General features: G+C 63.3%; 17 protein-coding genes and 1 pseudogene. 9 read left to right on the forward strand and 9 right to left on the reverse strand.

What is annotated here, in order from left to right; all coding sequences use genetic code 11:
- Positions 1–41 precede the first annotated feature (41 nt).
- Both NDI85_RS11960 and NDI85_RS11965 read right to left on the reverse strand, forming a co-directional pair.
- Positions 42–1,043, reverse strand: a complete 1,002-nt coding sequence (locus NDI85_RS11960; protein ID WP_188996189.1) for a glycosyltransferase — start codon at positions 1,041–1,043, stop codon at positions 42–44.
- Positions 1,040–2,458, reverse strand: coding sequence for a polysaccharide biosynthesis C-terminal domain-containing protein (locus NDI85_RS11965; RefSeq protein WP_310915893.1), 1,419 nt, complete (start codon positions 2,456–2,458; stop codon positions 1,040–1,042). The genes NDI85_RS11960 and NDI85_RS11965 overlap by 4 nt, the downstream gene beginning before the upstream one ends.
- A gap of 111 nt (positions 2,459–2,569) precedes the next feature.
- Between NDI85_RS11965 and rfbD the strand changes: the two genes are divergently transcribed.
- A complete protein-coding gene (gene rfbD, locus NDI85_RS11970) occupies positions 2,570–3,445 on the forward strand; it encodes a dTDP-4-dehydrorhamnose reductase (protein WP_188996185.1) in 876 nt (291 codons plus the stop codon).
- Here the strand turns inward: rfbD and NDI85_RS11975 are convergent.
- From NDI85_RS11975 to NDI85_RS11995, 5 genes are all read right to left on the reverse strand, one after another.
- On the reverse strand, positions 3,442–4,374 hold the full coding sequence (locus NDI85_RS11975) for an NAD(P)-dependent oxidoreductase (RefSeq protein WP_188996184.1): 933 nt from the start codon (positions 4,372–4,374) through the stop codon (positions 3,442–3,444). The two genes, rfbD and NDI85_RS11975, sit on opposite strands and share 4 nt — an antisense overlap.
- A 14-nt stretch (positions 4,375–4,388) precedes the next feature.
- Positions 4,389–4,571 carry a hypothetical protein gene (locus NDI85_RS11980; RefSeq protein ID WP_310915894.1) on the reverse strand — a complete coding sequence of 61 codons (183 nt, stop codon included), beginning with the start codon at positions 4,569–4,571 and terminating at the stop codon, positions 4,389–4,391.
- Positions 4,572–4,574: 3 nt separating this feature from the next.
- Entirely contained in the window at positions 4,575–5,648 is a 1,074-nt protein-coding gene (locus NDI85_RS11985; protein ID WP_188996183.1) for a glucose-1-phosphate thymidylyltransferase, read from the reverse strand.
- A gap of 2 nt (positions 5,649–5,650) precedes the next feature.
- Positions 5,651–6,121, reverse strand: coding sequence for a dTDP-4-dehydrorhamnose 3,5-epimerase family protein (locus NDI85_RS11990; protein ID WP_188996181.1), 471 nt, complete (start codon positions 6,119–6,121; stop codon positions 5,651–5,653).
- Between the two features lie 66 nt (positions 6,122–6,187).
- Positions 6,188–9,148: a LamG-like jellyroll fold domain-containing protein gene (locus NDI85_RS11995; RefSeq protein ID WP_310915895.1), complete on the reverse strand. Its 2,961-nt coding sequence runs from the start codon at positions 9,146–9,148 to the stop codon at positions 6,188–6,190.
- Between the two features lie 148 nt (positions 9,149–9,296).
- On the opposite strand from NDI85_RS11995, the gene aglF reads away from it, so the two are divergent.
- The 5 genes and pseudogenes from aglF to NDI85_RS12020 all read left to right on the forward strand — a co-directional run bounded on the left by aglF (position 9,297) and on the right by NDI85_RS12020 (position 14,127).
- The gene (gene aglF / locus NDI85_RS12000) at positions 9,297–10,052 is read left to right on the forward strand and encodes a UTP--glucose-1-phosphate uridylyltransferase AglF (protein WP_310915896.1); all 756 of its coding nucleotides are present in this window, start codon (positions 9,297–9,299) and stop codon (positions 10,050–10,052) included.
- A gap of 27 nt (positions 10,053–10,079) precedes the next feature.
- Entirely contained in the window at positions 10,080–10,478 is a 399-nt protein-coding gene (locus NDI85_RS12005; protein ID WP_310915897.1) for an SWIM zinc finger family protein, read from the forward strand.
- Between the two features lie 175 nt (positions 10,479–10,653).
- Complete coding sequence (locus NDI85_RS12010; RefSeq protein ID WP_310915898.1) at positions 10,654–12,468, forward strand: asparagine synthase-related protein; 1,815 nt, start codon at positions 10,654–10,656, stop codon at positions 12,466–12,468.
- 285 nt (positions 12,469–12,753) lie between these two features.
- A pseudogene (locus NDI85_RS12015) lies at positions 12,754–13,095 on the forward strand (UTP--glucose-1-phosphate uridylyltransferase); the annotation flags it as partial.
- A 45-nt stretch (positions 13,096–13,140) separates the two neighbouring features.
- Positions 13,141–14,127 (forward strand): SDR family oxidoreductase, encoded by a 987-nt coding sequence (locus tag NDI85_RS12020; protein WP_310915899.1) that lies wholly within the window; start codon positions 13,141–13,143, stop codon positions 14,125–14,127.
- Positions 14,128–14,240: 113 nt separating this feature from the next.
- Here the strand turns inward: NDI85_RS12020 and NDI85_RS12025 are convergent, their stop codons facing one another.
- Both NDI85_RS12025 and NDI85_RS12030 read right to left on the reverse strand, forming a co-directional pair.
- Entirely contained in the window at positions 14,241–14,381 is a 141-nt protein-coding gene (locus NDI85_RS12025) for a hypothetical protein (RefSeq protein ID WP_188996168.1), read from the reverse strand.
- Positions 14,382–14,406: 25 nt separating this feature from the next.
- Positions 14,407–14,895: a type II toxin-antitoxin system death-on-curing family toxin gene (locus NDI85_RS12030; RefSeq protein ID WP_188996166.1), complete on the reverse strand. Its 489-nt coding sequence runs from the start codon at positions 14,893–14,895 to the stop codon at positions 14,407–14,409.
- Positions 14,896–15,213: 318 nt separating this feature from the next.
- Here NDI85_RS12030 and NDI85_RS12035 point away from each other — a divergent pair, with 318 nt between their 5' ends.
- The 3 genes from NDI85_RS12035 (at position 15,214) to NDI85_RS12045 (ending at position 18,145) form a co-directional block, all read left to right on the forward strand.
- A complete protein-coding gene (locus NDI85_RS12035) occupies positions 15,214–15,774 on the forward strand; it encodes a metal-dependent hydrolase (protein WP_310915900.1) in 561 nt (186 codons plus the stop codon).
- Positions 15,775–15,850: 76 nt separating this feature from the next.
- Positions 15,851–17,296, forward strand: coding sequence for a sugar transferase (locus NDI85_RS12040; RefSeq protein WP_310915901.1), 1,446 nt, complete (start codon positions 15,851–15,853; stop codon positions 17,294–17,296).
- 54 nt (positions 17,297–17,350) lie between these two features.
- On the forward strand, positions 17,351–18,145 hold the full coding sequence (locus tag NDI85_RS12045) for a DUF4330 family protein (RefSeq protein WP_310915902.1): 795 nt from the start codon (positions 17,351–17,353) through the stop codon (positions 18,143–18,145).
- Positions 18,146–18,506 lie beyond the last annotated feature (361 nt).

Raw genomic sequence — 18,506 nt, forward strand, 5'->3', positions numbered from 1 at the left:
TTGTCGCTTTTATTCTTTCCTACTCTGTGAAAGCATGTCCTTCACTGTCTGCCAAACGGGTCCGTGAGGAGGGCGACGGCATCTGTCCCTGCCAGTCCGACGTGTCCGAACCGGGTGTACCCGCCGGAGAGTAGCGTCAGGACCAACTTACCGAACCGTGTGCCGAGTGACCGTTCCGGTGAGTGGATCTGTGCCCGCCGCCGGTCGTATCGCTGTCTGCGTTCGATCACGCGGCGAAGCCACGTCTCGTCGACGACGAGAGCGTCCGAGTCCACCGCGTCGATAGCGTCGAGCAGTGGCGACCACCGCTCGGCGAGCGACAGATAGTGTTCTGTCGGATAGGACAGTTCTCTGTCGACCTTCTGTCTGATACCCGAGGCGACGCCGATATCTTGGCTCTCGTGGATCCGATAGGTGAGGAGTCGGTCGCCGATGTCGACGAGACCACCGGTCATCGCCGCCCAGAACGCGAGATAGGCGTCGTGGTTCCACGACGGCGGAATGGGGAGCGCGACCGATCGGAGAGCGGCGTCGAACAGCGCCGTCGCACCTTGGACGAAGTTCCGGCCTAAGAGCTCCGAGATGGCGGCCGTCGGCTCCAGTGCGCTCTCCGGTTCGTGGGAGTCGTGAATCGTCTCCCAGAGAGTCGTCGCCGGGGTGTCGGCGTCCTCGAACAGGAGTTCCGAATCGTGACAGACGAGTCGGGCGTCCGGTGTGGCCCGGTAGGCGTCTAGCTGGGTTTCGAGTTTGGTTTCGTCCCAGATGTCGTCTTGGTCCGACAGCGCGATGACCGACCCCGAACAGGCGGCGATGCACTGCTCGAAGTTCTTCGTCACCCCCAGTTGGCGGTCGTTCTCGATGACGGTCACGGTGTCGGGGTGCGCCGCAGCGAACGAACGCAGTCGGTCGCGAGTCCCATCGGTCGACCCGTCGTCGCTGACGACGATTTCGTCGGGTGGCCGGGTCTGGTCGACGATGCTCTGCAGTTGGGGTTCGAGGTACGCACCCGCGTTGTAGGTACAGAGCGCGACGGAGACCATCATACGGACTCACCTGCCCGGAAACTGTATCTGACCGTCCATCTGACCTGCCGTGACAGCAACATCGCCACTACGTAGAGGAACCCACCGAGGAAGATGTTCCCAACGAGAGCCAGCGGCGTCGTCACTCCGAACGTCTGACGAACGAGCAGTAAGCCGGCCGTCATGGCGACGGCAGACAGAACCGAGTGGGCGATCTGTCTCGCGGGTATCTCGATAGAGAGGAACTGTGCGACGAAATAGCCGTGTGCAACGGTGTTGAGCAGGAAAGAGAGAGCGGTCGCGGCCGCTGCCCCGACGATTCCGTAGGCTTGAATCAGGACGACATTGAACACGACGTTGACGGCGATAGCGAGGACCGTCGCCATCGCCGCGAGGTCCGGTCGGTCTATCGCCTGGAGGGTTCGACCCAGCACGGCGTGGACGGATTGAAACACCTTCTCGCCCATCAGTACGACGAGCGCCACTGCTGCGATGGTGTACTCCGGCGCGAAGACGAACGCCAGAATCGCGTCGGCGTACAGTAACGCCCCGAAGAAGGACGGAACCGCGACGAATATCGAGAGCGCGAGCATGTGCGGCAGTAACTGCTCGATGCGGCGTTTGCTCCCGTCGGCGTCCCACGCGCTGATCTGTGGGAAGATAGTGTCCGAGAGGGCCGCCGAGAACGTCATCACGGTCATCGAAACGCGCCACGCGATCTCGTAGGCGGTGACCGACGCGGGGGCGACGAACAACCCGAGGACGAGGACGTCGATCCAGTTGTACGCGTAGCCGCCGATGTCGGAGACGACGTTGTAGCGAGCGTACCTGACGAGCGAGCGAGCGGTCGCAACGGCGGGGCGTCCCGGTGTCGCTCGGAGCGTGGCGACGGCCCACAGCAGTGCGACGACGTTGCCTCCGAGCAGTCCGTACACCGGCGCGAGAGCCCCGTACCCGAACTGGACGAGTACGACACCGATCCCGACCCAGCCAGCGTACTTGCTGAACATGATGGGGGCGCTCGCACTGACACGGAGTTCGCCCCGAACGGCCGCGGTACAGACGAGTGCCGCTTCCTGTACGGCGAGCGTGAGTACCAACAGCGATGCCAGAGGGGCCCCGAGATACGCGGCGATCTGCCCGCGAAAGAGGAGGACGACGCCGCCGACGAGGAGCAGTGGCACCGTCTTGAGCACCAACGACGTCGCGACGACGACGCCCGCCCGGTCGCCCTCACTGATTCGCTTCTCGACGGCACCACGAAGCCCCATGTCGGCAGGGATAGAGAGGAGGCCGAGGAGCGCTTCGAAGAGGATGGCTGGAGCGAATCCCGCACCACCCAGCACCTGTGAAAAGTAGGCCGTCCCGGCAAAGAGGAGAAGCGCTTTTCCAGCATTAGCGAGGAAAAGCGTCGTCGCGGACCGACCGATTCTCATATGCTCACCTGTGTCCCGCCGGGTATAATTATTGCAATTCCGGTCGACGGAGCAGGGTCCGGGTCACGCCGAACCAGTACGAATAAATCCCAGATTGCGAACAGTACGGACATGAGCAACCAGCGTGTTCTCGTCGTCGGGGCATCCGGTCTCGTCGGCACGAACGTGGTACAGGACTGTCGAGCCCGTGGCGTCGACGTCACTGGAACGTACCGCTCCGAGCAAACAGCGACGGCCGACGTCGAACTGGACAAGACGGACGAAGAGCAGGCCCGGTCGGTGTTCGAATCCGTCGACCCGGACGCCGTCGTCGACACCGCCGCGTTCCACGCCGTCGACGACTGCGAGACGAACCGCGCCAAGGCGTGGGAAGTCAACGCCGAGGGAACGTTCACGCTGGCGGCCCTCGCAAACGAGTTCGACGCGCACTACCTGTACGTCTCCTCTGATTACGTGTTTGCCGGGAACAGCGACGAGACACCCTACCGGGAGTCAGACGCCGTTGCACCGCTGAACTACTACGCGGAGACGAAGTACGCCGCCGAGCGTGCAGCGCGTGTGGCCGAGCGAGCCACCATCGTGCGGCCGAGCGTCATCTACGGCCTCGAAAGCGCGAACTTCGTGACGTGGGCGCTCGGCGAACTCGAGTCCGGGAACGCGATAGACATCGTCGACGATCAGGTGTCGGCCCCGACCTACGCCCCCAACCTCGCGAGAGCGTCGGTCGACCTCGTGACCGAGGGCGAGACCGGTCTGTATCACGCCACCGGGCCGACGAGTATCGACCGATACGAGTTCACCCAGCGGCTGGCCGAGGTGTTCGGCTACGACACCGACCTCGTCCGACCGATATCGACCGAAGAGTTCGGACAGGAGGCCCCGCGACCGACAGACAGTACGCTCGATTCCGCTGCGCTATACGAGTGGCTCGAGTGGGAGTTCGACACGCCGAAAGAAGCCTTCGAGAGTATGCAGTCGGCGCGCTAGTTGGTGAGCGCGCGGAACTTGTCGGCGAGTTCCTCGACGCCCTGATCGAGCGTGTAGCAGGTCTCGAACCCTTCCGAACTGATCTTCTCGTCGCTGACGATGTAGGAGAGCTGGTTCAGCTGTTCGGCCTCGGTGGTGCCGATGTCGACCTCGGGGAAGTGCTTCTCGATGGCGTCGACGACGTCCTGCAGGCGTCCGTTCTGGCCGACGACGTTGTACGCTTCGCCGTCGCCGAGTTCGCTGGCAGCGAACAGCATCGAGCGAACGGAGTCGTGGACGTGGAGATACGGTCGCTTCTGGTTCTCTGCGCCCTCGTAGACGGTGAGCGGTTCGCCGGTCGCCGCAAGCAGTGCGAACTTGTCGACGACCGTATCGAACCGCATGCCGGTCGTCCAACCGTAGACGGTGCCGAGTCGGAGCGCCGTCAGCCCCATGCCGCCGTCGTACCGATCGAGCATCTCCTGTTCGGCTTCGAGTTTCGCTTCGCCGTACGGCGACTCGGGGTCACAGTCGAACCCTTCGTCGATCTCCTCTTCGGTCCGGCCGTACACCGAGCAGGTCGAGACGTTGACGAACTCGGAGACACCCGCGTCGCGGGCGGCTTCGTAGGTCGTCATCGCCCCCTCGTAGTTGACTTCCCAGGTCTTCTCGGGGATGTCGAACGTCTCGGGAGCGTTGGTGACCGCAGCGAGATGGAAGACGGCGTCGACTCCCTCCATTGCCTCACGAACCGCCTCTTCGTCACGGATGTCGGCGTCGACGAAACTGTAGTCCGCATAGCTCGGGAGGTCCCACAGCGAGTGGAACCGAGGCTGCCGATAGTTGTCGAGGATGCGTATCTCGTGGCCCGAGAACGTCGGATGGTCGGGTAGTTCGCGAATGAGTCGTGAGCCGAGATAGCCGAGACCGCCGGTTACTAAGACTGTCATCGTTTGCGTACTTCTTAGTCGAGAGTATATTTCTCTTGGTTTTCGGTTATGTAGGTCTGGTCGTCGCTGTCGAGATCGGCGAACCGGAGAACGGCCTCACAATCGAGGCCGGGGCACTTCATCGTGCGGCGTCGTTCGAGGATGTTTCCTGCAACGATGGTACCACAGTCCGGACACGAGTGAGTGATGATTCGCATTGGTCACAGCTCCAGCGAGGAGTTCTGCCCGACGACGAGGCGATCTCCTTTCGGTTTCTTGTTCTCGTTGTTGATCAGCGTCGCGTGCCGACCGATGAGGCTGTCGACGATAGTCCGGTTGGCCGTTATCTTGTTGTCGCCGATGGTGACGCTTGACTCCAGGTGGACGTTGTCGATTTCGGAGTCGCTCCCGATGCTGGTGTAGGGGCCGATGTAGGCGTTCGCCCCGATTCGGGTGTTTTCGCCGATAGAGACCGGCCCGCGAATGACCGCACCGGCCTCGATGACGCTTCCCTCGCCGAGGTCGATACGGCCACGGATGTTCTCGTCGTCCTCTATCTCACCACGGATGTCCTTCTCGATGGCGTCGAGGACGAGTCGGTTGGCGTGGAGGACGTCCTCCGGTTTCCCGGTGTCTTTCCACCAGCCGTGAACGGTGTGAGACTGGACACGGTGGCCGTCTTCGAGCAAGCCCTGTATCGCCTCGGTAATCTCCAGTTCGCCGCGCCAGGAGGGTTCGAGGGCTTCGATCTGCTCGAAGATCGCGGGCGTGAACACGTAGATACCGATGAGGGCCAGATTCGATGGCGGGTCGTCCGGTTTCTCGACGAGACCGACCACGTCGCCGTTGTCACCGATATCGACGATGCCGTACCGGGACGGTTCGTTGACTTCCTGTAGCCCGATTCCGGCGGCGTACGTCGACGAGTCGAAGTCGGCGACGAGGTCCTCGATGCCCTCGCGCATCAGGTCGTCGCCGAGGTAGACGACGAACGAGTCGTCACCGACGAAATCACGAGTACAGCCGACGGCGTGTGCGAGTCCGAGCGGTTCGCCCTGCACGATGTAGGTCAGGTCGACGTCGTAGTCGCTCCCGTCGCCGAAGTACGCCTGAATCTCGTCGCGGCCCTTATCGCCGAGAACGATGCCGATCTCGGTGACGCCAGCGTCACGGAGGTCTTCGATGGCGTATTCCATGACCGGTTTGTTGGCCACGGGGACCAACTGCTTCGGACCGGTATGCGTGATCGGGCGGAGACGAGAGCCAGTGCCGCCCGCGAGGATAATGCCTTTCATCGTCACTCGTGGGGCGGTTCCTCCCAGTCTAGCGGAATCTTGTCGGTGTCGTACGGCAGTCGTTCCTCGTCGGGGTCCTCGTAGTCATAGAGGTTGGTCGGGAAGTTAAGCAGCGTCGCCCGTTCGTCGCCGACGACCTTGAACCCGTGCCAGCAGTCACCGGGGACGCGGATAGCCTGCATGTTCCCCTCGCCGATGACGTACGTGTCGAGTTCGCCTTCCGTCGGCGACCCCTCGCGGTCGTCGTAGATGCCGACCTTCACTTTCCCGTGCGGGACGACGAAATGGTCGATCTGTCCACGGTGGTGGCGGTGCCACGCTCGAATGATACCCGGGTACGAAACCGAGAAATAGGACATCTCCGGGGTATCGTCTCCGTCGTAAAACTCCCAGTCCGACCGCCAGATTTCCGTCAGCTCACCACGTTCGTCGACGTTAGCCTGCAGATCCTTTAGTTCGACATCGTGTATCATCGTTATGTTGTATCTAAAGGCCAATCATATAGGTTCCGGACTCTTTCCACCGCGGTACGTCGGAGTTCAGTCGTCTCGTGTGGTTAGATTCCGTATCTGTGACGGTTCGAGAGCAGACCTGTAGATGCGAACGTCGTCTACGGTCCCGTCGAAAAACCGGTCGTTGTTAGAGAAGCTACCGATACTCGTCGTCCCGCCCTGGTCGCCGACCGTTCCGGTCGCGGGGCGTTCAGCGACTAGGTCGCCGTCGATCCACAGTTCGAGCGTGGACCCGTCGTAGCGACCGCAGACGTCGGTCCACCCCGTTGGCTGGTCCGAGGTGGCCATCAGCGAGTAGGAGCCAGTCTGGTTCCGGAAGTACACTTCCCACCCGGCCTGTCCTCCCCACGCGATGAGCGCGTCGAACCCGCCGACGTTGACGACGTCCTGTCGTGCAGCGGTCGAGTCGTCGGGTTTTGCGCGGGCACAGATGGTGAACTGCTCTGCCCCCTGCAGTTGCCCCGCCGAGTCGTCGACGAGAACCGTATCGTTGCTGTCGGCGTCGAACGCGAGCGCACTGCCACGCGGCCCGTCGACCCACTCTGCGCCCTGAATCGTTCCTGTCGTCCCACCGACCGCGTCCGTCACGACGTCACCCCGCCCGTCGTCGAACGAATAGTGAGCCACGTAGGGCCCGATAGTCGAGCCGTTTTCGACGGCGGCGTCGGAGACGGTTCGAGTCCGGTTCTGGACGGAATAGGTGCCACTGTACGGGACAGTGACACCGTACTCCCCGTACCGGTTCGTCTCCACTCGCCGTGTGTACTGAAACTGCCGTTCGTCGAGTTCGACCGTCGTCTGTAGGTCGACGGTCGTGTTCGGTGTCGACGTTCCCGTCAGACGCGCGCCGGGGACTAACTGGAAGACCTTCCGCTGGTCGTTCGCGTACACCGCCTGGTAGTGTCCCACGCCGTCGGTACCGTTGCCACGGCTCCCCCATCGGTCCCACAGCCGGGACTGGACCGTCGCAGACTCTGTTATGGCTGGCTGTGGCTGGACGACCACGAACCCAGTCGAGTTCGACGCCAGTGTCCGATACCACGACTCGGGTGCCGTCGAGCTAACGAACGCCCCGTAGTTCTCCCGTGCGTACGAGTACGATTCGGCGTGCCCGCTGACGAAGTAGTTGTACACCCGGTTTCGTCCCCACTGGCTGAACACGTAGTTCTCCGGCCACGAGCGGGCTTGCTGTTCGGCGACAGTATCCGTCCCGACGGCTGCGTCGTACGTCGTGTCTTCGACGGCGAGTTGCGTGGTCTTGACCGGTGCCTGAACGAATCCGACACCACCCACGAGGAGGAACAACAGCCCGAGGTTGAGAAGCGTACGCGAGTCGGGGAGCGTAAGCGTCGTCTTCGTGGCGTCCGTGTCGGTGATCGTCGGTCGACCGTCCCCCTGAACCGACAGCCACTCGGGTTCCGGTAGCAGGTCTATCCGCGTCGCGATATAGACGAACGCGACGCCGGTGAAGACAGACAGCGGAATCGCTAACTGCGCCGCGAAGCGTAGCTGAACGGCAGCAGCGACGACGAAGCACCACCCGTACGTGACGAGACAGAGGATCGACGGTCGGTCGGTTCGGGAGACCCACACCGACGCCGCGACGAGCGCGCCGATCCCGAAAAAGAAGGCGAAGCCGAAAAACAGGAACGGCGCGATGAGCCCGCCGTTCTGCGTGCTGAACAACGAGAGGGTCTCAGCGATGTCGCTTTGCCCGTACGTTTGGAAGTACCGGAGACCGTCGGAGAACGCGACCTGAACGGGCTGGAACACCACGAAAGCGAGACCGAAGAGCGCGATGCCACCGACGAACTCGGCGCCGAGCGCCACTCCGGGAGCGGTGTCACGTCGAGAGGCGACTTCCGAAACCGACGCCACGAGAACGGCACCGCCCGCGAGCAGGGCCGGCGACAGCGCGCGGAACGGTTCTGCCCACCCGAGGAGCGCGTGGACCCCCAACACGAGTACGGACCCGACGGCGAGCGACCCCAGAAGCCACGCGTTCGACCTGACGGGTGAGCGGCCGGCCGCGATGTCGGCGGCACACCGGACGACGAGATACACTCCGATCGGCAAGAGGAGAAGCGGTCCCGCTCGCCACGCGAACGTCTGTGCGACGACGCCGACGACAACGCCCGCAGCGGCGAGGACACGTCGTCGCGTGACGGTCCGCCAGTCGACGCGCTGGCCGGCGAGGACGACCAATGAGGCCAGAGTGATCGAGAGCCAGACGTAATCGAACGCGTGGTGGTCGCCGAAGCCGAGCGCGGTTCGATACACCGCAGCGGGCGTCACGGCGTAGACAGCCAGCGACGCCAATCCGGTCTGTCGGTCGAACGCGACCGTCGCCATCCCGTAGACGGCGAGGCCGACGACGACAGCCGCGACGACGGGGTACCACGCGAGTGCCATCCCGGCCGCGTTGGCGGTCCCGCCCAGAACCCCGGCGAGACCCCACGCCGTGACGATCATCAACACGTCGTGGGTCGCCATCCGCTGGGGGAGCCCCCCGAGCGTCGGGTCCGCACGGAGGAGGTGTTCGACCCAGTCTCTGTAGAGGTACGCGTCGTTCCCCATCAGTACGACGTGTCCGTCGCGGAAGACGGCCGACCACGAGAAGGCTGTCCGAAACAGGACGACCAGCCCCACGAGCGCCACGAGTGACCCGACGAGTGTCCAGTCCACCGAGCCAAGAGAGATATCGAGCGATAGCCCGTCCTCCTGCGGTTCGGTTCCATCGGATTGGGGTCTGGCGTCGCCGTCGAGAGCGGCCTGTGTCGCCGCCCTGTCTGCGATGCGGTACTCGCCGTCGACCTTCTCGACGATACCCCGGGAGACGAGTTCGCCGAACGTGCCAGAGTCGAGGGCGGCCTCGTCGAACGACCAGGTGTCGCGCTCAGCGTCGAGCGTCAGCAGCGACCGGATCGTCTGCTCTCGCTCGGGGTGGTCCTCAAGGAGGGCGACAGTCTCCTCGTGCGGGTCAGGCATTAATCGTGACAACACCGGTCCCGGTCTTAAATTGCTTGCCACGGCCTCGGACGGGAAGCCTGAGCGAGTACGAGACGTCTCGCGGTCGCCGTGGCCGATGTCACAGAGAGCAACAAGAACTTTGACTGGTGGCCGACGAGTAGCGTCCATGAAGGCTGTCGTACTCGCCGCCGGTGAGGGGACCCGTCTCCGCCCGCTCACCGAGGACAAACCGAAGGGGATGGTCGAAGTCGCGGGCAAGCCCATCCTCACGCACTGCTTCGAGCAACTCATCGAGTTGGGTGCCGACGAACTGCTGGTCGTGGTCGGCTACAAGAAACAGGCCATCATCAACCACTTCGAGGACGAGTTCGAAGGCGTGCCAATCACGTACACCCACCAGCGCGAGCAGAAGGGACTCGCCCACGCCCTCCTCACGGTCGAGGAGAACATCGACGACGACTTCATGCTGATGCTGGGTGACAACATCTTCGAGGCCAATCTGCAGGACGTCGTCAACCGGCAACAGGAGGACCGGGCCGACGCCGCCTTCCTCGTCGAGGAAGTGCCGTGGGAGGAAGCCAGCAGGTACGGCGTCTGTGACACCAACAAGTACGGCGAGATAACCGAGGTCGTCGAAAAGCCCGAGGACCCGCCCTCCAATCTCGTGATGACCGGCTTTTACACGTTCACGCCAGCCATCTTCCACGCATGTCACCTCGTCCAGCCCTCGAACCGCGACGAGTACGAGATAAGCGATGCCATCGACCTGCTCCTCCATTCCGGTCGGACTATCGACGCCATCCGCATGGACGGCTGGCGTAACGACATCGGCTACCCTGAGGACCGCGACGAGGCCGAAGAACGGTTGCAGGGCGAGGTCGACCCCGAACTCGCCGCCGAGAACATCGCCGCGAGCGAGTGAGCAGACGAAGAGCGGCCTGACGACACTATGCCAATCGACGAGGCCGAGATTCGCGAGCGGTGTACGGACGCGGTGTTCGAGCGCGGGCAGAACTACCGCGCAAAGGGGCGGATCGGACGCCTGACTCGGTTCGGTGAGGTCGTCACCGCCGACGTACAGGGCTCACGGTCCTACGACGTGACTGTCGACCTGTCCACGACGGCATTCGAGGCAACCTGTACGTGTCCGTACGACGGGCCGGGAATCTGCAAACACGTCGTCGCCGTTCTGTTGGACGTCGCTGAGCAACCACCTGCCGACGAGCGTGATCAGATTGCGGGCCTCCTCGATGACGCCCCTGCAGCCCTGTCCGAACGGGCTGGTGAGGCAATCGGGCCGTACGCTGAGCGGTATCAGGATGCAGTCGAAACGCTCGACAGTAATTAGGTCACGAATATGGTTCACAGGCGCGTCGGATGTCCGCTTCGAAGGCTATTGCCGACCATAAGTGGAGCAACTGGGGCCAGCTGACGAACAGCGTGATCGCTCTATGACAGTAGACACCAACTAAAATTGGAACACGGCTACTACTTTTGCACCCACTCCGACGTTGGGATGATATATGCCCGGGATAAGCGTGGTCGCTGGGATGTCTATCCCGGCGGACGACGACATCGAGGCGGCTCACCGACCCTCGCTCTACGACGACCGGTACACGTTCGATTCGTACGAGGCCGGCCACTGCAGCGTAGCGAGGGCCCTCTACCCCGAGTACCCGTTCAGGCAGGTCACGTTCGGGGACTGTACCGTGTTCGTCGAGGGCGTCGTCTACAACCGCGACGAGGAGACACTCCGTGCCGAACTCGAGCGCCGATTCGTCGACGGTGAGGCGTCGCCAGTGGATCCGACGTGGCTCCGGGATCTCGACGGCGAGTTCGTCTTCTACGCGCACGACGCCGCTGCAGGGACAGTGACGATCGTACCCGACCTCCTGGGGCAACTCCCGCTGTTTTACGCCGTCCACACCGACTACGCGCTCGTCGGTCGCAACAAACCGATTCTGGCCCGTCTCGGGAACTGTGCGACGTTCGACCGGGTGGCGGTCGCCGAATACCTCCGTCTGGGCTACGCGCTGGCGGATCGGACTCTCTATGCCGACCTGCGACGGCTCCCGCAGGGATACCACATCCAGATCGATACGGACACTGGCTCGCAGGCTATCGACCAACACTACGAGTTCGATTTCGACGACGAGCGGAACGCAGACGCCTCGGTCACGGAGAACGCCCGCGAATTCGCACGTCGGTTCACGAACGCCTGTAAGCGTCGAGCCGACAGCGCCCCCGGAGAGAACGTGGTGTTGTTGAGTGGTGGGTTGGACTCACGGGCGATTCTCGGGGGCTTCGAGCGATGTGGGGTGTCCTACAGCGCCGCAACGCGTGACTTCGAACACGATTCGCGAGCGGATATCGACCTCGCACGAGAGTTGACCGACGCCGTCGGTTCGAACTGGGACCGCTTGCCGACGCCCGGTCCAGACGGGAGCGATCTGCTGGCCCATCTGGACATGGGCGGTGGGGCGGATCCCTTCGGAATCGCACACATGCAACCGTTCCTCCGACAGATCAGAGCTGATCACGACGGTCCCGTCTGGACGTACACGGGCGATGGCGGTGACAAACTCGTCCCCGATATCTCACCCGTCGTCGATATCGAGACCATCGACGAACTCGTCTCGTACATCATGCAATCGGAAGAGACGTTCAGCGCCGAGGACGTCGAGGCGATGACTGGCGTCGCCGAAGCCGAAGTGCGAGCGGACGTCCGCGAGACCGTTCGTGAGTACCCGGAAACGTCGCTCTCGAAGCGGTTCGTCCATTACGAACTCTTCCAGCGAGCCTTCTCGTGGCTCTTCGAGGCGACCGATACGAACCGGAACCATTGCTGGACGACGTCGCCGTTTTACGCGCCCGACGTCGTCGACTGTGCCATGTCCATCCCGGACGCTCAGAAACGGCGGTATCAGCTGTACGCGGCGGTGTTAAAGCAACTCTCGCCCGAGTTGGCGACGGTGCCGAACGCGAACTTCGGCGCACCGCCGGCCAGCGTCACCCACGAAGCGCGCGTCGCCCTCTACAACGTCTTGCAACGACACCCGGCGCTTTTCGACGTCGTCAAGCCGACGATCAAGTCACTGCTGGGACTCAACGGCGAAGCCGACCGAGCGACGTCGCCGTTCGTCGACTGCCTCCGTGACCAGGTCACTCGGAACCCGCGGTCGATCCTCGACCGAGAGGGGCTCGAACAGACGATCCTCGACGACCCGGAGTCGTACACTCGGGAGGAACTCTGTCACGTCCTGACGCTCGCGTCGCTCATCGACAACCACAGGGACGTCCCCATACTGACCGAGTATCGGAGCGAAGAGTTCGTCTGACTGGGGTACTCACTCGAACCGAGCAGCCCGAGGCAATACGCAGCGTTGCACGGTGGTCGGCGATGAGACGAACGCAGTTGTCACCACCGTCCTCGGTAACACTCAGCGAGACACTCACCACTTTTCGATGGGTTGAAAGTTCCGAGATGGACATGAACGGTCAGTCGGCTGGAACACAGACTGTTGCACAGCGGCCCTCGCACCCTCGACTCACGAGAACACAACCAGCAACGCAGAGAATGTGGACGTCACCGGGAGTGTCGAATCACCGATCAGCGGAGAGGGGCCAATAGGTACGGCGTCTGTGACACCAGCAAGTACGGCGAAACCCCGGAGGTCATCGAAAAGCCCGAAAACCCCCGCCGAGCTGGCGATGGCCGGCTTCGACACGCGTACGCCGGCTATCGTCCACGCCCGCCACCCCGTCCAGCCGTCGAATCCCGAGCGTACGAGATCAGCGACGACATCGGCCTCCTCCACCATTCCGGTCGAACCATCGACGCCATCCGCACGGACGGCTGGCGCAACGACATCGGCTACCCCGAGGACCGCGACGAGGCCGAGCGTCGCCTGGAAGGCGAGGTCGATCCCGAACTCGTCGCCGAGAACATCGCCGCGAGCGAGTGAGCGGACCCGACGGTTTTTTGTCCGTCGCCGGACCCGACTCAAGCAATGAACGTCCTCGTCACCGGCGGCGCTGGCTTCATCGGCGGCAACCTCGCCGAGCGCTTCGCCCGCGACGGTCACTCGGTCACCGTCCTCGACAACTTCGACCCGTTTTACGACCTCGACATCAAGCATCACAACGTCGAGACCGGCCGCGAGGCCGCAGCAGACGGCGGCGGGAGCTACGAACTCGTCGAGGGCGACGTACGAGACGCCGACCTCGTCGCGGACCTCGTCGCCGACGCCGACTACGTCTACCATCAGGCCGCACAGGCCGGCGTCCGCCCGAGCGTCGAGAACCCCCGGAAGTACCACGAGGTCAACGCCGACGGCACGCTCAACATCCTCGACGCCTGCCGCGACGAGGGCATCGAGCGGTTCGTGATGGCCTCCTCGTCGTCGGTGTACGGCGTGCCGCGATATCTCCCATACGACGAGGAACACCCGACGACGCCCGTCTCGCCCTACGGCGCGTCGAAACTCTCGGCCGAGCGCTACGCCTGTGCCTACGGCGAAGTGTACGACTTCCCCGTCGTCGCCCTGCGTTACTTCACGGTGTACGGCCCGCGGATGCGCCCGAACATGGCCATCTCGAACTTCGTCTCGCGGTGCATGAACGGCGAACCGCCCATCATCTACGGCGACGGCACCCAGACCCGAGACTTCACGTTTATCGACGACGTCGTCGAGGCGAACGTCACCCTCTTAGAGGAGGACGCCGCCGACGGCGAGGCCGTCAACATCGGGTCGACCGACAACATCGAGATCAAGACGCTGGCCGAGGAGATTCGCGACCAGTTGGCGCCGGACCTCGACCTCGTCTTCGAGGCGCGCCACGACGCCGACGCCGAACACACCCACGCAGACACGTCGAAGGCCAGCGAACTGCTCGACTACGAGGCGAGCCACACCATCCGGGAGGGCGTCTCGAAGTTCATCGACTGGTACGAGGCCAACCGCGAGTGGTACGAACCGCTCGTCCGCCGGTCCTGATACGCTACAAGAGGATTTTCACCGTAGTGATTCGATGCCTATTTCGATTGTAACTACCCAGTGCTGGTTGTCATCTCGGAGCTGAGTGGCCACTCAAAGTAAACGGATACAGATTACTCGTGTTCGAGCGCGTCGTAGATATCACGGTGGTCGTCCCGATCCGCTTTGGCGACTTGTAAGACGATCTCTCGACGGATATCATTCATCACCCGGTCGAGTGACGTCTCATCACCGGTGTCCTCCTCCGTAGCCATATAGGTCTCTTGCTTCCGAATCCGGTTAATCGTTCGGGTCGCGTGGTTCATCCGAGAGCCGGTCAAGTCCATATTCCACGAGGTCATTCCGCCATCGTGCGATTGCCTCCTCAAGATCAATCTCCTTAGTATGTGTTTGGAGGTACTCAACGACAGTATCTTCGTCGACATCCGCCTCGTTCGTCCCGAGCCGCTTCAGTATCTCTCGTATTTCTTCGTCGTAGTCGAACTCGTAGCCGTTGAGGAAGTAGAAGACGACAGTCGTGTTGAGTGCCGTACGTTTGTTTCCATCCACGAAAGGATGGTTTGCTACGAGGAGACGACAGAGGTGAAACGCTTTCTCATGTATCGTCTCAGGAACCGATCCGAAGTGTCCTTGCTCTATGTAATCCAGCGCAAATTGAATATCGCCCTCGTTCTGTACGCCGGGGCTAGTATCAGCGTACTCTGCGAGAATATCCTCGTGGATTTCAAGGACATCATCCACCGAGGGATACCAGAGAGACTGACTCATTCTTACGTCGCTTCACGGCTAATAACGGTATCACTCTTGCCACTCCGTTGGGCGGAGAGAATCATATAGACGACAGCAGACCGCCGATGCTGCATTAGATCTCATACTGGTGGCTGTAACAAACTGAAGTAATTCGCCACCCCGGGGTGGCGAATGTCTTTGCGAATTTACAGCCACCAGTATCAGTCGATATAGAATTAGAGTACTCTCACGTCCACAGGAACCGCTCGTCCGACGCCCCTGCGACACACTTTCGATACCATTTCGCCTTCGACCTGAAACGGTACCGTCAACACCACCCCTGACATAGCGGCGTCCATGTGGCCATGGGGACACGCCGCCGTCGGCTATCTCTGGTACTCGTCCGCTCGCCGTTGGCAGGGCCGGATACCCGCCGGACCGCCGGTGCTCGCACTCGCCGTCGGGACGCAGTTCCCGGACCTCGTCGACAAACCGCTCGGGTGGACGCTCGGCGTCCTCCCCGGCGGACGGTCGCTGGCGCACTCGCTGGTGACGCTGGCTCTCGTCGCGGCCGTCGCCGGCTATCTCGGGTACCGCTTTCGCGGGCGCGACGCCAGCCTCGCGTTCGTCTCAGGCACGCTCAGTCACGTCCTCGCCGACGGACTCTACCCCGTTCTCGAAGGGCGCTACGCCGACCTGAGCTACCTCCTGTGGCCGATACTGCCCGTCCCCGAAGCGGAGGTCGGGAAGAGCTTCCTCGCTCACGTCGCCCAACTCACGCTCGATTCGTACGTGACGTTCGAACTCGCCTTACTGGTCTTCGCGACGGTCCTCTGGTGGGCCGACGGTCGGCCGGGTCTGGGGACGCTCTGGGCGACGGGTGCCAGATGGGTAGACCGCCTCGTCAGCCACGGATAGGGTGCTACAGCCCTCGTTTTCAGCAACGATAGTGGGCCCGGTGGACTTATTTTGCGGGACGTGAGTCTCTGTAGTGATGAAAAGCGGGTGGCGGTACCGCCTCACCGCGTTGGTGGGGACAGTACTGGTGACGGGGGTGGCCGTCTCGCTAGCGTACCTGCCGGTGGTGCAGACGGCCGTGAGTTTCCTGCCCGTCGTCGGTGACCTCCCGATCGAATCCGCGACGGGGCGAGAGCTCGGGATGGAGATGGCGACGACGACGGTCGTGGTCGTGGCGGCGTTCGCCCCGTTGTATCGCCCCCAGCCGCGTCGACTCCTCGATACGTGGCTGCTCGCCCTCCAGCGGACCGGTATCGCGCTGCTCGCGCTCGCGACGGTGGGGTACTTCGATTACACCTATCGGCTGCCGCGCTCGACGCTCATCGTCGCGGGCACCGCACTGGTCGCGTTCCTGCCGCTGTACTTCGTCGCCGTCCGGCGCCGCCCCGCAAGCGGGGGTCGGACCGTCGTCGTCGGCGACACGCCGGAACAGGTCGCCGAGGTGCTAGAAGACGTCGACAGCAGCGTACTGGGATACGTCTCGCCGCGGGTCGGTGAGACGGTTCGGACCGACGAGCGAGTGTTGGTCGGCTTCACCGACGGCGGACAGGTGCGGGGACTGGAGAACGTCCCCTGCCTCGGCGGCCTCCCGAAACTGGAGACGGTACTCGTCGAGTACGACGTCGACACCGCGGTGCTTGCCTTCGGACAGCCCGACCGCTCGGCCTTTTTCGGCGCGCTCAACGTCTGCTACGAACACGGCGTGACCGCGAAGGTCCACCGCGACCACGCCGACGCCGTGTTGACCCGTGACCTCGGCGGCGACGGCCTCGCCGAAATCGACCTCGACCCGTGGGACGTACAAGACCGCGTCTTCAAGCGACTGTTCGACGTCACGTTCGCGACGGTAGCGCTCGGTGCGCTCCTCCCGGTCATTGCAGCTATCGCGGCGGCCATCAAACTCGACGACAGGGGTCCACTGCTGTACCGACAGGAGCGGACGGCGACGCTCGGTGAGACGTTCACCGTCTCGAAGTTCCGGACGATGGTGCCCGACGCCGAGAGCCAGTCGGGCGCGGTCATCTCTGCCGCCGACGCCGGCGGGGTCGATCCCCGCGTGACCGCCGTGGGCCGCGTCCTCCGGACGACCCATCTAGACGAGATTCCGCAACTGGTGGCGGTCCTGCGCGGGGACATGAGCGTCGTCGGCCCGCGACCCGAACGGCCGGAACTGGACGCCGACATCGAATCGGACCTCCGGGAGTGGCGGAGTCGCTGGTTCGTCAAACCCGGACTGACGGGACTCGCACAGATACACGGCGTCACCGGCCACGAACCCCACCGGAAACTCCAGCACGACATCGAGTACATCCGCAACCAGTCCATCGTGTTCGACCTGAAGATCGTCGTCAGACAACTGTATCAGGTGGGCACGGACGCCGTGGGGTACCTCACGCAATCGAATCGTCCAGACGCGAGTTGAATCCCCGTCGGTGGAAGCGAAACACCCATACACCGACACTGAAACACCTATGCTATGACCGAGTCGGACGGATCGGGCCGAATCATCGACGAGAACGGCGCGCTGTTCGGTCGCGTCAACGTCGTCGACGCGGTAGTCGTGCTCGTCGTCCTGACGGTACTCCTCGCGGGAACCGCACTCGTCCTCGATAGGGGCAACAGCGGTGTCTCGAACACCGAACCGACGAAATACGCGACTGTCTCCTACGCAGTGCCACTGACGAGCGGGGCGGCCGCGATCGAATCGGGTGAGACGCTCGACCCTGCGCCGACGGGGGAGCCACTGGAGGTGGTCGGGGTGACACGGAGTTTCGCACCGGGCGGCGAGGCACACGTCGTAGCCCGGGTCGCCTACACCGGACCGCTCTCGGCCCAGTGGGTCTGGGGAGACGGAATCGTTCGGGACGACACGCGCCCGCTCTACGGTGGGGACGAGACAGCGGTGATTGCCCACGGATACCGCACCCGCGCCGACGTACTCGCCGTCAACCAGACAACGGCGACACTCCCGACGAGCCGAGTCAGCGTCGTCATCTCGGTGAACGAGAGCGTCGCCCGGTCGGTCGAGACCGGCGCGACCGCACGAGTGGACGACCACACCGTCGCGACCGTCGAGCGTGTCGGCGATGGACCGGCGGCAGACGGCAAGCGAGCAGTCACGCTCGACCTCCGAACGTGGGCGCGTGACGGGACGCCGTGGTTCGGCGGGTCCCCGCTTCGCGTCGACAACCGTGTGACCGTCGTCACCGACGACGCCGTCGTCTCCGGTCGTCTCCAGCGAGTCGGGCCGGCCAACGCCAGCGAGCAGTGAGAACGATGCCAGATGCCACCGACGACGTACTCCGGACGGCCGTCGAGAAGTCGTGTCTCGGGCGGGCCCGGCGACTCGGGCAGTTACTCGCGACCGCCGCTTCGAACTCGGTACCGGGCCGCCTCTCCGATAGCGTGGCCACCCGACTCACGTCTGCCGTCGCACAGTCGGTCTGTGTCCGGTGGCTCACCAGCGAACCGACCGGAGAGACAGTGGTCGTCGACCTCGAACGAACGCGGACCGTCGGACCGGTCGTTCGATTGCTCCACCGAGCCACCGCGACCGCGTCTCGGAGCTATCGTGCGTCGGCTTTGCGAACCGTCGTTCGACAGTGGCGTCGGGCTAGTACGCCGATTCGGAC

The sequence above is a fragment of the Haloarcula sp. S1AR25-4 genome, assembly GCF_031624555.1.
Lineage (GTDB): Archaea > Halobacteriota > Halobacteria > Halobacteriales > Haloarculaceae > Haloarcula > Haloarcula pellucida.

Excerpts from the sequence above, each read along its gene's own strand:
- NDI85_RS11960 (WP_188996189.1), bottom strand. The coding sequence starts at position 1,043 with ATGATGGTCTCCGTCGCGCTCTGTACCTACAACGCGGGTGCGTACCTC.
- NDI85_RS11965 (WP_310915893.1), bottom strand. The coding sequence starts at position 2,458 with ATGAGAATCGGTCGGTCCGCGACGACGCTTTTCCTCGCTAATGCTGGA.
- rfbD (WP_188996185.1), top strand. The coding sequence starts at position 2,570 with ATGAGCAACCAGCGTGTTCTCGTCGTCGGGGCATCCGGTCTCGTCGGC.
- NDI85_RS11975 (WP_188996184.1), bottom strand. The coding sequence starts at position 4,374 with ATGACAGTCTTAGTAACCGGCGGTCTCGGCTATCTCGGCTCACGACTC.
- NDI85_RS11980 (WP_310915894.1), bottom strand. The coding sequence starts at position 4,571 with ATGCGAATCATCACTCACTCGTGTCCGGACTGTGGTACCATCGTTGCA.
- NDI85_RS11985 (WP_188996183.1), bottom strand. The coding sequence starts at position 5,648 with ATGAAAGGCATTATCCTCGCGGGCGGCACTGGCTCTCGTCTCCGCCCG.
- NDI85_RS11990 (WP_188996181.1), bottom strand. The coding sequence starts at position 6,121 with ATGATACACGATGTCGAACTAAAGGATCTGCAGGCTAACGTCGACGAA.
- NDI85_RS11995 (WP_310915895.1), bottom strand. The coding sequence starts at position 9,148 with ATGCCTGACCCGCACGAGGAGACTGTCGCCCTCCTTGAGGACCACCCC.
- aglF (WP_310915896.1), top strand. The coding sequence starts at position 9,297 with ATGAAGGCTGTCGTACTCGCCGCCGGTGAGGGGACCCGTCTCCGCCCG.
- NDI85_RS12005 (WP_310915897.1), top strand. The coding sequence starts at position 10,080 with ATGCCAATCGACGAGGCCGAGATTCGCGAGCGGTGTACGGACGCGGTG.
- NDI85_RS12010 (WP_310915898.1), top strand. The coding sequence starts at position 10,654 with ATGCCCGGGATAAGCGTGGTCGCTGGGATGTCTATCCCGGCGGACGAC.
- NDI85_RS12020 (WP_310915899.1), top strand. The coding sequence starts at position 13,141 with ATGAACGTCCTCGTCACCGGCGGCGCTGGCTTCATCGGCGGCAACCTC.
- NDI85_RS12025 (WP_188996168.1), bottom strand. The coding sequence starts at position 14,381 with ATGGCTACGGAGGAGGACACCGGTGATGAGACGTCACTCGACCGGGTG.
- NDI85_RS12030 (WP_188996166.1), bottom strand. The coding sequence starts at position 14,895 with ATGAGTCAGTCTCTCTGGTATCCCTCGGTGGATGATGTCCTTGAAATC.
- NDI85_RS12035 (WP_310915900.1), top strand. The coding sequence starts at position 15,214 with ATGTGGCCATGGGGACACGCCGCCGTCGGCTATCTCTGGTACTCGTCC.
- NDI85_RS12040 (WP_310915901.1), top strand. The coding sequence starts at position 15,851 with ATGAAAAGCGGGTGGCGGTACCGCCTCACCGCGTTGGTGGGGACAGTA.
- NDI85_RS12045 (WP_310915902.1), top strand. The coding sequence starts at position 17,351 with ATGACCGAGTCGGACGGATCGGGCCGAATCATCGACGAGAACGGCGCG.